Origin of the sequence: Roseomonas marmotae (genome assembly GCF_017654485.1) — a bacterium.
Lineage (GTDB): Bacteria > Pseudomonadota > Alphaproteobacteria > Acetobacterales > Acetobacteraceae > Pseudoroseomonas > Pseudoroseomonas marmotae.
Window position 1 is genome coordinate 3336325 of record NZ_CP061091.1, and the last position, 13578, is coordinate 3349902.

12 protein-coding genes are annotated in these 13578 nt (G+C 71.8%); 6 read left to right on the forward strand and 6 right to left on the reverse strand.

Annotation, left to right across the window (positions count from 1 at the left end):
• Positions 1–378: 378 nt before the first annotated feature.
• The 4 genes from IAI58_RS15765 to IAI58_RS15780 are packed head-to-tail and all read left to right on the forward strand — an operon-like array spanning position 379 to position 4266.
• Entirely contained in the window at positions 379–1257 is an 879-nt protein-coding gene (locus tag IAI58_RS15765; protein ID WP_237182871.1) for an MBL fold metallo-hydrolase, read from the forward strand.
• 59 nt (positions 1258–1316) lie between these two features.
• Entirely contained in the window at positions 1317–2393 is a 1077-nt protein-coding gene (locus tag IAI58_RS15770) for a type III polyketide synthase (RefSeq protein WP_207444918.1), read from the forward strand.
• Positions 2390–3112: a methyltransferase domain-containing protein gene (locus IAI58_RS15775; protein WP_207444917.1), complete on the forward strand. Its 723-nt coding sequence runs from the start codon at positions 2390–2392 to the stop codon at positions 3110–3112. Before IAI58_RS15770 ends, IAI58_RS15775 begins: the two co-directional genes overlap by 4 nt.
• The gene (locus IAI58_RS15780) at positions 3112–4266 is read left to right on the forward strand and encodes an NAD(P)/FAD-dependent oxidoreductase (RefSeq protein ID WP_207444916.1); all 1155 of its coding nucleotides are present in this window, start codon (positions 3112–3114) and stop codon (positions 4264–4266) included. The genes IAI58_RS15775 and IAI58_RS15780 overlap by 1 nt, the downstream gene beginning before the upstream one ends.
• A gap of 3 nt (positions 4267–4269) precedes the next feature.
• Here the strand turns inward: IAI58_RS15780 and IAI58_RS15785 are convergent, their stop codons facing one another.
• The 6 genes from IAI58_RS15785 to IAI58_RS15810 form a co-directional block, all read right to left on the reverse strand.
• Complete coding sequence (locus IAI58_RS15785; RefSeq protein ID WP_207444915.1) at positions 4270–7494, reverse strand: DEAD/DEAH box helicase; 3225 nt, start codon at positions 7492–7494, stop codon at positions 4270–4272.
• Between the two features lie 550 nt (positions 7495–8044).
• On the reverse strand, positions 8045–8929 hold the full coding sequence (locus tag IAI58_RS15790; protein ID WP_207444914.1) for an NAD(P)H-hydrate dehydratase: 885 nt from the start codon (positions 8927–8929) through the stop codon (positions 8045–8047).
• Positions 8926–9687, reverse strand: a complete 762-nt coding sequence (locus IAI58_RS15795) for a histidine phosphatase family protein (RefSeq protein WP_207444913.1) — start codon at positions 9685–9687, stop codon at positions 8926–8928. Before IAI58_RS15795 ends, IAI58_RS15790 begins: the two co-directional genes overlap by 4 nt.
• Positions 9688–9738: 51 nt before the next feature.
• A complete protein-coding gene (locus tag IAI58_RS15800) occupies positions 9739–11208 on the reverse strand; it encodes a protein adenylyltransferase SelO (RefSeq protein WP_207444912.1) in 1470 nt (489 codons plus the stop codon).
• Positions 11209–11259: 51 nt separating this feature from the next.
• Positions 11260–11625 carry an SPW repeat domain-containing protein gene (locus tag IAI58_RS15805; protein ID WP_207444911.1) on the reverse strand — a complete coding sequence of 122 codons (366 nt, stop codon included), beginning with the start codon at positions 11623–11625 and terminating at the stop codon, positions 11260–11262.
• A gap of 80 nt (positions 11626–11705) precedes the next feature.
• Positions 11706–11912 carry a hypothetical protein gene (locus IAI58_RS15810; protein WP_207445005.1) on the reverse strand — a complete coding sequence of 69 codons (207 nt, stop codon included), beginning with the start codon at positions 11910–11912 and terminating at the stop codon, positions 11706–11708.
• Between the two features lie 289 nt (positions 11913–12201).
• On the opposite strand from IAI58_RS15810, the gene IAI58_RS15815 reads away from it, so the two are divergent.
• Positions 12202–13335 carry a patatin-like phospholipase family protein gene (locus IAI58_RS15815; RefSeq protein ID WP_207444910.1) on the forward strand — a complete coding sequence of 378 codons (1134 nt, stop codon included), beginning with the start codon at positions 12202–12204 and terminating at the stop codon, positions 13333–13335.
• A gap of 51 nt (positions 13336–13386) precedes the next feature.
• The gene (locus IAI58_RS15820; RefSeq protein WP_207444909.1) at positions 13387–13578 is read left to right on the forward strand and encodes a hypothetical protein; all 192 of its coding nucleotides are present in this window, start codon (positions 13387–13389) and stop codon (positions 13576–13578) included.

The following is a 13578-nucleotide window of genomic DNA, read 5'->3' on the forward strand; positions in this document are numbered from 1 at the left end:
GGCACCACGTCGCGCCACGGCTTGCGCCGGCACGGCCCTGGCAGATGTGCTCAATGGCCTTGGCCAAGAAAGAATGGGCAAAAGCAACAATAGTTGCCGCTGCACGACGAAGGAGGAAGAGAGCGTCGGAAAATGACAAGGTCCCGCCATCTTCCTTTTGATCCTTCACGTAATATTCCGTCGCAAGCAGCTTGAGCTTGACGGGATAGCGCGCGCTGCTGATTGCCCGCCCGCAGGCTGGCTCACGCCCAGGTCAGGAGCGACTTGCAGGCGGCATGGCCCGAGGGGGAGATGAACCCGGCACTGCGTGCCGCGTTATGGCGCAGAGCCGCCGTGTGACCATCGCGGCGCCTTCCCATGGCAGCGGAGTATGGAAGCGTGGCCCAGCAGGTTCCCCTGAGCCGGTCGGACATCGCCGGCGAGACCCGGGATGACGGCACCATCCAGATCGCCGGCGACCTGGCCTACAAGCAGCTTGTCTTCGTCAACATCGTCTTCCATGGCCGGCCCGGCGAGCCGGGCTGGGTGCTGGTGGATGCCGGCATCCCCGGCACGGCCGGACGCATCCGCCGCGCCGCCGCCGAGCGTTTCGGAGAGGGTGTGCCGCCGGCCGCCATTGTCATGACCCATGGCCATTTCGACCATGTCGGCGCGCTGGAGGAACTCGCCCGGGAGTGGGATGTGCCGGTCTACGCGCATCCGCTGGAGAAACCCTACCTGGACGGCAGCAGCGCCTATCCGCCCCCGGACCCGACGGTCGGCGGCGGCGCCATGGCCCTGCTCTCACCGCTCTACCCGCGCGGCCCGGTGGATGTCGGCCCGCGCCTCCGCATGCTGCCCGAGGACGGCAGCGTGCCGGAGATGCCGGGCTGGCGCTGGCTGCATACGCCCGGGCATTCGGTGGGCCATATCTCGCTCTGGCGCGAAGCGGACCGCACGTTGATCGCCGGGGATGCCTTCGTCACCACCGCCAGCGAATCCGCCTATGCCACCGCGGTGCAGGAGCCGGAGATGCATGGCCCGCCGAAATACTACACGCATGACTGGCAGGCCGCGGAAGCCTCGGTGGCCAGACTGGCGCCGCTGGAGCCGGAGCTGGTGATCGCAGGCCATGGCCATGCCATGAAAGGCGCGGAGATGCGGCAGGCGCTGCACCGGCTCTCGCGCGAATTCGGCGCGCTGGCCGTGCCGGATGGCGGCCGCTTCGTGGATGCGCCCCGCCGCGCCGAGGACGGCACGGCCTATGCCGATCACTGAAAACCCGGAACTTTCACACGCGTTGAGGGCGAGGAACAGCATAGACCGGAGCGATCCTTTTGCCCGCCACCGCCTATATCAACAGGATCGCCACCGCCGTTCCGCCCCATGACGTGCATGACGGCTTCATCGCCCAGGCCGGCAGGCTGCTGCGGGAGCCGCGCCGGCTGGCCTTGTTCCACCGCATGGCCGAGCGCAGCCATATCGCGCATCGCTGGTCCTTCCTCGCCTGCAATGCCGGGGATGGCCCCGCTATCGACACCGAGGGCTTCTACCGCCTGGGCCAGTTCCCCTCCACCGCCGCCCGGATGCAGCGCTTCGAGCGGGAGGCGGCGCCTCTGGCGATCCGCGCGGTGGAAGCGCTGGAACTGGGCGATACGGCGGCGGGGCTGACGCATCTGATCACGATCTCCTGCACCGGCTTCGCCGCGCCGGGTGTGGACTTCGCGCTGATCCGTCATTTTGGCCTGGATCCGGGCATCGAGCGCAGCATGGTCGGCTTCATGGGCTGCCACGCCGCCATCAACGGCCTGAAGCTGGCGCGGCATATCGTGCGTTCGGAACCCGGCGCGCGGGTGCTGCTGGTCAGCCTGGAACTCTGCACGCTGCACCTCCAGGAATCCGATGACCTGGAGCAGGTGCTCAGCTTCCTCATCTTCGCCGACGGCTGCGCCGCCGCCCTGGTGACGGCGGAGCCGGAGGGCATCGGCATCGAGAGCTTCCAGGCCCTGCTGGTGCCGGAGACGGAGCCGCATATCAGCTGGCGCATCGGCGACCAGGGCTTCGACATGGTGCTCTCCGGCCGCGTGCCAGCCGGCGTGGCGCAGGGGCTGCGGACGGGTACGGCGGCCGTGCTGCGCGGCGCGGCGCAGGAGGAGATCGGCCTCTGGGCCATCCATCCCGGTGGCCGCTCCGTGCTCGACGCGGTCGAGAATGCGCTGGAGCTGCCGCCCGAGGCGCTGCGGGAATCCCGTGCCGTGCTGCGGGACTACGGCAACATGTCCTCGGCTACCGTGCTCTTCGTGCTGCGGGAGATGCTGCGGAATTCCAGCCCGGGGCAGCGTGGCTGCGCCATGGCCTTCGGGCCGGGCATGGTGGCGGAGACGATGCTCTTCCACCGGGCCGGCGCGGCATGAGCCGCCCCGATTTCTCACGCCGCGCCACCACGCCTGAGCTGATGGATGACGCTGCCTGGGATTTCGAGACCTTCCAGGGCTGCCTGACGGATCTGGCCCGCGTTAACCGGCTGACCCTGGCCTATCGCCCCACCCTGGCCTTCCTGGACGGGCTGGCGCGCGAGGGCCGCCTGCCGCGGCAGCGCCCCCTGCATATCCTGGACGCCGGCAGCGGCCATGGCGACACGCTGCGACGGATCGCGCACTGGGCCGCGCGGCGCCGCATTCCCGTGCGGCTGACGGGCATCGACCTCAATCCCTGGTCCGCCCGTGCCGCCCGCGCGGCGACGCCGCCGCATCTGCCCATCGCCTGGGAAACTGGCGACGTGCTGGCGCATCGCCCGGCGCAGGAGGTGGACGTGGTCATCAGCTCGCTCTTCGCCCATCACCTGGAGGATGCGGCCCTCCTGCGCTTCCTGCGCTGGATGGAAGACACCGCGCGGCTGGGCTGGTTCATCAACGACCTGCATCGCCATCCCCTGCCCCACCGTGCGTTCACCCATGCCTCCCGCCTGATGCGGATGCACCGCTTCGTGCAGCATGACGGGCCGGTCTCCATCGCCCGCGGCTTCGTCGCTTCAGACTGGCGGAGGCTTCTGGCAGCGGCGGGCGTGCCGGAGGATGCGGCGAGCATCCGCTGGTGGGTTCCCTTCCGCCTCTGCGTCGCCCGGCTGCGCTGATGCCGGGGCCGCATGACGCGCTGGTCATCGGCGGCGGCATCGCCGGGGCGGCCCTGGCGCGGCAGCTGGCGGCGGCCGGGCGGGACGTCCTGCTGGTGGAGCGCCAGGAGCAGGAGCATGACAAGGTCTGCGGTGAATTCCTCAGCGGAGAAGCGGCCTTCTACCTCCGGCAGCTCGGCCTTGACCCGCTGGCCCTCGGCGCCCTGCGGGTGGAAGGGGTGGCGCTGGCGCGGCATGGGGAGGCGCTGCATCACTCCCTGCCCTTTCCAGCCCTCAGCCTCTCCCGCCGCCGGCTGGACGAGGCCATGCTGACCCATGCCGCCAGCGCCGGGGCGGCACTGCGCCGTGGCGCCGGCGCGCGGGAGCTTCGGCGGCAGGGCGCGCTCTGGCAGGCACGGCTGGAGGATGGCGGCGTGGTGGAGGGACGCGAGGTCTTCCTCGCGACCGGCAAGCACGACCTGCGCGGCTGGCGCCGCCCGCCCGGCCGGCAGCCGGACCTGCTGGGCTTCAAGCTGCATCTCCGCCTCCGGCCCGGGCAGGCGGCGGCGCTGGGCCGCTCGGTGGAGATCGGCCTCTTCCCCGGCGGCTATGCCGGGTTGCAGCCGGTGGAGAACGGGCGCGTCAATCTCTGCCTGCTGGTGCGGCAACAGACTTTCGCGGGGCTGGGACGGCAGTGGCCGGCGCTGCTGGCCCATATCGCCGCGCATTGCCCACATCTGGCGCACCGGCTGGAAGGCTGTGGCGCGGAGCGGCAGCGCCCCCTGGCCATCGCCGCCATTCCCTATGGCTTCGTGCAGCGGCAGGGCGACGGCTGCTGGCGGCTGGGGGATCAGGCCGCCGTCATCCCTTCCTTCGCGGGGGAAGGCATGTCCATCGCGCTGCACAGCGCGCGGCTGGCGGCTGCCTGCCATCTCGGCGGGCAGGATGCGGCGGCTTATCAGCGCCTGCTGGCGCGCGATGTCTCGGCGCTGGTGGGCCGGGCCACGCTGCTCTCCCGCCTGATGGTCTCGGAGCGGGGGCAGGCGCTCATCATGGGGGCATCTCGCGCGCTACCTCGGCTGCTGGCCGTCGCGGCCCTCCTGACCCGCCTGCCCGCGCCCGCCCTGCGGCGCTGCGGCCTGGACCCCGCCGAGGCTCTGGCGCACACCGCCTGAGCCTCAGGCGGCGCGCTTCCTCAGGTGCCGCCGCGTATTGTCCAGCAGGCGCGTCAGCAGGGCCAGCCGCTCCGCCGGCGTCCGGCTGGGGCGGCGCAGGATCAGCCGCTCGCCTTCCAGCTGCGCCGCCACGCCCTGCGGCCCCGCCTCCAGCCGCCGCACGCCCAGGCGGCGGCAGTGCAGCCGCAGCCGCGCCAGGGCCAGCCAGTGCCGCACCGGTTCGGGCGGCGGGCCGAAGCGGTCCTCGATCTCCTCCGCCAGTTCCGCCAGCGCGCCAGCATCGCCCTGCCGCAGGATCTCGCCCAGCCGGGCATGGGTCTCCACCCGCAGCGCGTCATCGGCGATGTAGTCCTCGGGAATGCCGGCGCTGATGCCGACGGCCAGGCTCGGGGACCACTCCTCTGGCAGCGGCTCCCCCCGCGCCTGGCGCAGGGCGCGGTCCAGCAGGTGCTGGTAGAGCCCGATGCCGATCAGCTTCACATGCCCCGCCTGGGTCTCGCCCAGCAGGTCACCGGCGCCGCGCAGGTCCATGTCCCGCGCGCTGATGGCGAAGCCTGCGCCGACGCGGTCGAAGGCCTCCAGCGTCTTCAGGCGGCGGGCGGCGGCGGCGCTGGGCGGGTCTTCCGGGTCGGTCAGCAGCAGGATATGCCCGCGCACCCGCCCGCGCCCGACGCGGCCGCGCAGCTGGTGCAGCTGCGCCAGCCCGAAGCGGTCGGGGTGCCAGACCAGCATGGTATTGGCGCGCGGCACATCCAGCCCCGTCTCGACGATATTGGTGGAGAGCAGCGCATCCGCCCCGCCCTCGGCGAAGCGCACCATGGCGGCGTCGATCTCCTCCGGCGGCATGTCGCCATGCGCCTCGATCAGCTTCAGGCGCGGCATCAGGCGGCGGAGGCGCGCGCGCATCGGCGCGATGTCGGCGATGCGCGGGCAGACGATGAAGCTCTGCCCGCCGCGCTGTCGCTCGCGTTGCAGCGCCTCCTTCAGCAGCGCGTCGCTGGCGGGGATCTGCAAGGTGCGGATGGGCTGGCGGCGCGCGGGCGGGGTGGCGATGACGCTCAACGCCTGCAGGCCGATCAGCGCCGATTGCAGCGTGCGCGGGATGGGTGTCGCCGTCAGCGCCAAGCTATGCACGCCCTCGCCCAGCCGGCGCAGCATGGCCTTCTGCCGCGCGCCGAAGCGCTGCTCCTCATCGATGATGACGAGGCCAAGCTTCTTGAAGCGCACGCCCTTCGCGGCCAGCGCCTGCGTGCCGATGGCGATGCCGATCTCGCCGCTGGCCAGTCCCGCACGGGTGGCGCGCGCCTCGCCCGCCGGGCTGAGGCGGGAGAGCGGCTCGATCCGCGTGCCCAGGGCGGCGAAGCGGCGGCGGAAACTCTCCAGGTGCTGGCGCACCAGCACGGTGGTCGGCGCCAGCAGCGCCACCTGATACCCCGCGAGCACGGCGGCGGCGGCGGCCCGCATGGCCACCTCGGTCTTGCCGAAGCCGACATCGCCGCAGATCAGCCGGTCCATCGGCCGCCCGGCGGCGAGGTCGCGCAGCGTCGCGGATATCGCCACCTCCTGGTCGATGGTCAGGGAATAGGGAAAGCCCTGGGCAAAGCGTTCCATGGCCCGGCGCGGCGGACGCAGCACGGGGGCCGTGCGCGCCTCCCGCTCCCGCGCCAGGCGCAGCAGGGCCTGGGCGGTCTCGGCCAGCTCGGCCTCCACCTCGGCGCGGCGCCTTGGCCAGGCCTCGCCGCCCAGCCGGTCCAGGGTCACGCTCTCCGCCTCCGCGCCATAGCGCCAGAGGCGGTCGGTCTCATCCGCCGGCACCAGCTTCGTGGCGCCATCGGCGTATTCCAGCCGCAGCCTGTCCTCGCTGATGCCGTCGATCGTGACGGCCTCCACGCCCCGCAGCGCGCCCAGCCCGTGGTCCAGATGCACCACCGCATCCCCCGGCTGGAGCTGCCCCGCGCCGAAAGCCAGCCCGGCCGAGGGCTGCCCGCCTTCCCGCGCATAGGCGGGCCGCACATCCGCCAGCGCCACCACCGCCGCGCCCGCCGTGCGGAAGCCGGCCACCAGGGCACCATCGAGCCGGGCGAAGCAGCGGGCGGCGGCGGCGCGCAGCGCCAGCCAGCCCGGCAGCGGCGTGGCGGCCTCGCCCAGCCGTTCCTCGGCCAGCCGCAGCAGGGCGCGGGCGGCACGCGGCGGACCGGCCAGGGCGACACGGCGCCCGGCTTCCAGCTCATCCTCCAGGAATTCCAGGAAGGCTTCCTCGGGGTCGCCCTCCTCCGAGAAGCTGGGAAGCCGCCCGGGCGGTTCCTCCGGCGCTTCCGGCAGCAGGGTCACGGCACGCCCGGCCACCGCGTCCTTCCAGGCAGCGGCATCGAGATAGAGCGCCGCCGGCTCGCTCAGCGGCGGCGCTTCCTCCTCCGCCGCCAGCACGGCGAGACGGGTGCGGAAGGCCTCGGCCACCTCGCGCTCCCGCGCCGCGCGCAGTTCCTCCACCTCGACCTCCTGCACCAGCCGGGCCTTCGGCAGCAATTCGAAAAGGCTCACCAGCGCGGGATAGAAATCCGCCAGCCCATGCTCGGCGCCAGGGGGCAGCGGCAGTTCCACTTCTGCGCCGGGGTCGATGATCTCCGAGGCCGGGCCCAGCATCACCGCCTCGGCCTCCGCCACGCTGCGCTGGGTCAGGGGGTCGTAGCGGCGGATGCAGGTGATGCGGCCTTCCGCGTGCTCGACGCGGCAGGGCTGCCCATCCTCGGCGGCGGGGTAGAGGTCCAGCACGGCACCGTGCAGGGCGGCCTCGCCCGGCTCATCCACCCGCGCATCCAGGCGGTAGCCCAGGCGCAGCAGGTCCTGCTCCAGCTTCCCGGGGTCCAGCGCATCGCCTTGGCGCAGTACCAGGCTCCGGAAGGCGGCGGGCGGGGGCAGGCGCTGCGTGGCGGCGGCGATGCCGGCGATCACCAGCCGCGGGCCGGTGGCCGCCCGCGCCAGGGACGACAGCACCGCCATGCGGCTGCCCATCACGGCACGGCTGGGCGAGGCACGGTCATAGGGCAGGCAGTCCCAGCCCGGCAGCAGAAGCACCTCCACCTCCGGCCCCGCCAGCGCGCGGGCGGCGCGGTGCAGACGGGCGGCGCGGGCTTCCGAGCGTGCCAGATGGATCAGCCCTCCCTCCCCCGCCTCCGTGGCCTGTTCCAGCAGTTGCGCGGCCAGCAGGCTCTCGGGCTCGGAATCCATCTTTGCTCCTGGTCATCATGCGCCCCTCCGGCTTGGGGGCCGCAGCCGCATAACGCCGGGACCGGCAGAAAGTCGGCCCGTGCCGGCGAGGCGGAACCCCCTTCCGGAACCGGAGTTATGGGAACAGGGGAAAGGTGTCCGCCACGGCGGGCAGTTCCTCTTTTCACCTGCAAGGAGCAGCTATGATGGCCGAAGCCGAAGACAGGAAGGACACATCCGGCGCTGACCGGCTGATCGAGGATACTGCCGGAGTGCAGCCCTCGGCCCCGACAGGCACCTCGGGCGCGCAAGGCATAGCATCCGGCCATAACCCCGGCGGAACGGCACCAGGCGGCGGTCCTGGCGCGGGGCTGGGCAGCATCGGCACAGGGGGTGCGCCCACGGGCGGATCGCCGACAGGCGCAGTGAAGAAGGGCGGCCGATGAACGGAGCCGATAAGTCCTCCTCCGGCAAGACGGCCGGACCGACCGCAGCCGGTGACGGCGGCATGGACAGCAAGCCTCCGGCCTGACGGTGCAGCCCCCGGGCCCGAGGCCGGGGCGCCGCCCGCTCAGGCCAGGTCCGCCAGGATGCTCGGCACCTCGCCAGGCAGCTCCCGCGCCAGGTAGCCGACCAGCCCCTGTGCCTCCGCCAGGCGTCGCCCGGCCTCCCCATGGGTATAGACGCCCCAGAGCGCGGCCTGCAGCGGCGTGGCGCCCTGCGCCAGCAGCCCGGCGACGATGCCCGAGAGCACATCGCCCGAGCCCGAGGTCGCCAGCCCGACATTGCCCTGGTCGCAGGACCATGCATCGCCCTGGGGCGTGACGATGCGGGTGCAGCCGCCCTTCATCACCACCACCACCTGCAGCATGGCGGCGGCATGCCGCGCGGCGGAGAGCGGATCGGCCATCACCTCCTCCCGCGTGATGCCCAGCAGCCCCGCCATCTCCCCGTCATGCGGCGTGATGACGACGCGGCCGGCATGGCGGCGCAGCGCCTCCCGCTCCCGCGGCAAGGCGGCCAGGGCGGCGGCATCCAGCACCAGCGCGGGGCCGGAGAGGCTGCGGAGCAGGCCAACGGTCAGCGCGTCGCTTTCCGGCCCCTCCATCATGCCGGGGCCCAGCGCCAGCGCCCTGGCGCGCCCGCCGCGCCGCCCCAGCAGCGAAGCCGCGGCAGGGGCGATCTGCCCGTCCTCCGTCTCCGGCAGGCCGAAGACGCGGGCCTCCGGCAGGGCGATGCCCATGGAGGGCGCCAGGCTGGCGCAGCTGGCCATCTGCAGCCGCCCCGCGCCCGTCCGCAGCGCGGCGATCCCGGCCAGGAGGACCGCGCCCGGCACTTCCAGGCAGCCGCCCACCACCAGCACGCCGCCGCGCGCGTTCTTGTCGTCGCCGTCATGATGCTGCGGCAGCGGCATGCCGCGCAGCAGCGCCTCGGTGACCGGGGTCTCGCCGCTCATCGCGGCGCACCGCCATGCGGCTGGGTGGTGGAGCGCGTGCCCTCCCGCTCCACCGGTGTGGTCAGGTTGTAGTGCCGCAGCACCATCCCACCCTCCAGCCCCAGGCCGGGATCGAAGGCATATTCCGTCACGCCGCAATTGGCGACGTCGCCCTCACGGTCGATGGCCAGGATTTCCTCCTCCGTCAGCCCTTCCAGCAGGTAGCGCAGGCAGAGCACCACCACCTGATGCCCGACGATGAGCACGCGCCGCCCGCCATGGCGCAGGCAGATGCTGTCCAGCGCGCTCCGCAGCCGCAGGATCACGTCGCACCAGCTCTCGCCCCCCGGCGGCCGGTGGTAGAACTTGCCGAGGGAACGGCGGAACTCGGCCTGCTCCGGGTAATGCTCGGCAATGCCCTGGCTGGTCAGGCGGTCCAGCACGCCGAATTCCTTCTCGCGCAGCCGCTCATCCAGCACCATCGTGCCGGAGCCGTGCCGGAAGCCCGCTTCCTCGCGGATCAGCGCCGCCGTGTGGCGCGCGCGGCGATAGGGGGAGCTGAAGACGATCTCCGGCTGCTCCCCGTCCGGCATCGCGCCGAACCAGCGCCCCAGCGCGCGGGACTGCTCCTCCCCCAGCGGGCTGAGCGGCACATCCACATCGCGTTCCGCGATGTCGATCCGCGCCTGCCGCGCCGCCTGCGCGGCGGCGCGCGCGACATTTCCGGCACTCTGCCCGTGCCGGACGATCCAGAGCCGCTCGGGCCATCCCTGGGGCATCGCCGTTCCTTCCGTTGCTCTGGCGGAGAACGCGCGATGCGGCGCCGGGTGTCAGGTGCCGCAGAAGGTCTGCTGCACGCGCTCTTCCGGCTGGGGCGGCAGGGTATAGCGCTCCAGCCCCTCGCGCTCCTCAAAGGGACGGGAAAGGACATCCAGCAGCGCCTCAAACGGCGCGAAGTCGCCATAGGAGACGGCGGCGTTCAGCGCCGCCTCCACCTGATGGTTGCGGGGGATGTAGAGCGGGTTCGCCGCGCGCATGGCTTCGGCGCGCGCCTCGGGCGCCATCTCCTCCCGCTCCAGCCGCTGCCGCCAGCGGGCGGACCATTCATCGAAGGCGGCAGGCTCGGCGAAGAGCGTCCGGACGGCATCATCCTTTCCGGCCGCCGCGTCGCAGAGCGCGCGGAAGGTGAGCGTGTAATCGGCCTTCTGCGCGGACATCACCGCCAGCAGGTCCTGCGCCAGCACCGCATCCTCCTCCCGCTCCATGGAAAGGCCGAGCTTGCGGCGCATGCCACCGATCCAGGCATCCTCGAAACGCGGCACGAAGCCCGCCAGCACCTGCTTCGCCTCGGCCACCGCCGCATCCTCGTCCTCGGCCAGCAATGGCAGCATCGCCTCCGCCAGCCGCGCCAGGTTCCACTGCGCGATGGGCGGCTGGTTGCCGTATGCGTAGCGGCCGTAATAATCGATGGAGCTATAGACCGTGGCCGGGTCGTACTGGTCCATGAAGGCGCAGGGGCCGTAGTCGATCGTCTCGCCGGAGATGGAAGTATTGTCGGTGTTCATCACGCCATGGATGAAGCCCACCATCAGCCAGCCGGCGACCAGCTCCGCCTGCCGCGCCACCACGCCTTCCAGCAGCGCGCGATAGGGCCGCTCATGCCCCGCCAGACCGGGGTAGTGGCGGGCGATGGCATAGTCGGCCAGCACCCGCAGGCCATCCACGTCGCCGCGCACCGCGAAATACTGGAAGGTGCCGACGCGGAGATGGCTTGCCGCGACCCGCGTCAGCACGGCGCCAGGCAAGGCCGTCTCGCGCTGCACGGTCTCCCCGGTCGTCACCGCCGCCAGGGCGCGGGTGGTGGGGATGCCCAGGGCTGCCATGGCCTCGCTGAGGATATATTCGCGCAGCACCGGCCCCAGCGCCGCGCGCCCGTCGCCGCGGCGTGAGAAGGGCGTGGGGCCGGAGCCCTTGAGCTGGATGTCGCGCCGCTGTCCGTCCCGCCCGACCACCTCGCCCAGCAGGATGGCGCGCCCATCCCCCAACTGCGGTACGAACTGCCCGAACTGGTGCCCGGCATAGGCGAGCGCGATGGGCTCCGCGCCATCGGGGATGCGGTTGCCGGCCAGGATCTCGACGCCCTCCGGGCTGGAGAGCGCGGCGGGGTCCAACCCCAGGGTCTCGGCCAGTGCGGCATTCACCCGCACCAGCGCCGGCGCCCGCACCGGGGTCGGGCGGGTCCGGGCGTAGAAACGCTCGGGCAGGCGCGCATAGCTGTTGTCGAAGGCGAAGCCGGGCATGCGGTCAGTCCTTGAGGCGTCCACCGCCGATGCGGCGGTGGAGCGCTGGCGTCAATGCTGCAACGCCTGGGGTAGCCTGTCGTCGCTGCGGCTGGTCATCGACACGACACCGAGTTCCAGCAGGCCGAAGATGAAAGGCGCCACCCAGGCACGGTCCGAAAAGCCGAAAAGCCAGGGCGAGATCAACAGCACCATGCCTCCGGCCACATCCAGCAGCAGATGCATGCGGAACGGGATCACCTTCACCAGGCCGAGCCGGTAATTGGTCAGCAGGCTGTAGATGATGATGGAGAAGCCGACGGCCCAGAAGACCAGATGCTCATAACCGAAATTGGAGAAGCCCAGGGCATAGGGCGTGCCGATCAGGATGATGGCGAAGACATAGTCGATCAGCGCATGTATGCTGCGGGGTATCACGAGCTGTTCCTCCATCCGCCCTGCCATTGCCCGCGGCGTGGCAACGGCGTGCCCATCAGGAAACCCAGGCCCCTAAAGGGTCAGGCGCCGCCAACACCCTTGGTGACGACGCCGGTGCCCGAGCAGGTCTCGCAGGTGCGGCCGCTGATACGGCCGCTGCCCTGACAATCCGGACAGATGTCGTCACCGGTGCCGGGGGTGCCGGCGGGAGCGTCGTCGCCGGGCTTCTCGGCGCCGGAGGTCAGGGGCTCAATGCCATGGGGGGATGAGGATGACGGTCCTGTCATGATCGCTCCACTTGGCCGGTCCTGCGGTCAACGCCAGAACGCATTCTCTGTTGCAGGAACTATGACGATATTGCGACGCCACCGGGATAGAGGACGCGGGCAACTGCCGGCATCTGCGGCGGTTGAAAAGCGGTGCCGCTACGGGCGGTCGCAGTCATGCCGTCCATACCTGCCGGAATCCTGAATGATACCGCAATGCCAAGGCCCAGTTGTCGTCGTCGCCGATGGTTTTCACCTGCCGAGAAGCATGCGGGCGGGCTGGAAGCCCGGCCGGGCGTCGCGCTAGCCCATGGAGACGGAAACCCCGCTACGCCGGACCGCGCTGGTGCTCTCGGGCGGCATCGCGCTGGGCGCCTTTGAGGCCGGGCTCTGCGCCGCGCTGGAGGAAGCCGGGCAGCCGCGCCCGGACTGGGTGGTGGGCGTCTCGGCCGGGGCCATCAATACCGTCATCTTCGCCGGCAATCCGCCGGAGCGGCGCGCCGCGCGCCTGCGGAAATTCTGGGATTCCCTCTCGGACGACCCGCTGCCCGGCCTTTCCCTCTTCTTCGGCCCGCCCGCCGCGGGGGCCTGGCGGCGCGCCTATAACCGCAGCGCCGCCTTGCAGACCCTGCTGCTGGGCCGCCCGGGCCTTTTCACACCCCGCCTGACGCCGGGCGCGCTGGTCGGCAAGGCGCCCGCGCTCTACGACCTCTCGCCGCTGTGCCGGCGCCTGCCGGACGTGGTGGATTTCGATCGCCTGAACGGCGGCGACCTTCGCGTCACCCTCGCCGCCACCGATATCGTCAGCGGCGAGCGCATGGTCTTCGACACAGCCCGGGGTGCGCGGATCGAGCCGGAACATGTCGCCGCCTCCTGCGCCCTGCTGCCACTTTTCAAGCCGGTCGAGATCGGGGGCCGGCTGCTGGGCGATGGTGGCTTCGCGTCCAACACGCCGCTGGACCTGGTCCTGGACGAGCCCGGCGGGCAGGAGGTGCTTTGCCTGGTGGCGGAACTCTTCGCCGCGCCCGGCGGGCCGCCCCATTCGCTGTCCACCGCCGTCGCACGCGCCGGGGATCTGGGCTTCGGCAACCAGACGCAGCGCATTCTTGATGGTCATGCGCGCATATTGCGGCTGCGCGGCGCGGTCCGGCGGCTCGCCGCGCAACTGCCGGAGGATCGTCGCGCCGATCCTGAAACCGCCGCCCTGATGGCCGAAGCCGACGGGCCGGAGCGTGCGACCGTGGCTCGGATCGGCTATCGCGCCGCGCCGGACGAGGCCGGGCCGGGCAAGCTCTTCGACTTCTCCCGCGCCAGCATCGCCGAACGCTGGGAGGGCGGCGGGCGCGCCTTGCGGGAAGCGTTGCGCCGGCTGGCCGAAGCCGGAGACACGGCACCCGGGCTTACGCTGCACGAGGTGGAGGCCGGCCCCGCCATGAAGGGTTGAGGCCGCCGGCAACGGTGCAGGCACGCGCGTGTTGAGACGGAGGAGGCGACCATGACCCGACAGACCCCGATCAGCACGCCCGAGACCGACGGCACCACGCCCGACGACGAAACGCCCCCTGGCGCGACGCAGACGGCCCAGCATCTCTGCCGCCAGTGCGGCGGCACCGGGAAGGTGGAGAACGAGACCTGCCCCGCCTGCGGCGGCCGTGGCACCGAGACCGTCACGCTGGGCGACGCCTGA

Bases quoted from the DNA above. Each gene is read 5' to 3' on its own strand.
- IAI58_RS15775 (WP_207444917.1), top strand. From the start codon at position 2,390: ATGAGCCGCCCCGATTTCTCACGCCGCGCCACCACGCCTGAGCTGATG.
- IAI58_RS15780 (WP_207444916.1), top strand. From the start codon at position 3,112: ATGCCGGGGCCGCATGACGCGCTGGTCATCGGCGGCGGCATCGCCGGG.
- IAI58_RS15785 (WP_207444915.1), bottom strand. From the start codon at position 7,494: ATGGATTCCGAGCCCGAGAGCCTGCTGGCCGCGCAACTGCTGGAACAG.
- IAI58_RS15790 (WP_207444914.1), bottom strand. From the start codon at position 8,929: ATGAGCGGCGAGACCCCGGTCACCGAGGCGCTGCTGCGCGGCATGCCG.
- IAI58_RS15795 (WP_207444913.1), bottom strand. From the start codon at position 9,687: ATGCCCCAGGGATGGCCCGAGCGGCTCTGGATCGTCCGGCACGGGCAG.
- IAI58_RS15800 (WP_207444912.1), bottom strand. From the start codon at position 11,208: ATGCCCGGCTTCGCCTTCGACAACAGCTATGCGCGCCTGCCCGAGCGT.
- IAI58_RS15810 (WP_207445005.1), bottom strand. From the start codon at position 11,912: ATGACAGGACCGTCATCCTCATCCCCCCATGGCATTGAGCCCCTGACC.
- IAI58_RS15815 (WP_207444910.1), top strand. From the start codon at position 12,202: ATGGAGACGGAAACCCCGCTACGCCGGACCGCGCTGGTGCTCTCGGGC.
- IAI58_RS15820 (WP_207444909.1), top strand. From the start codon at position 13,387: ATGACCCGACAGACCCCGATCAGCACGCCCGAGACCGACGGCACCACG.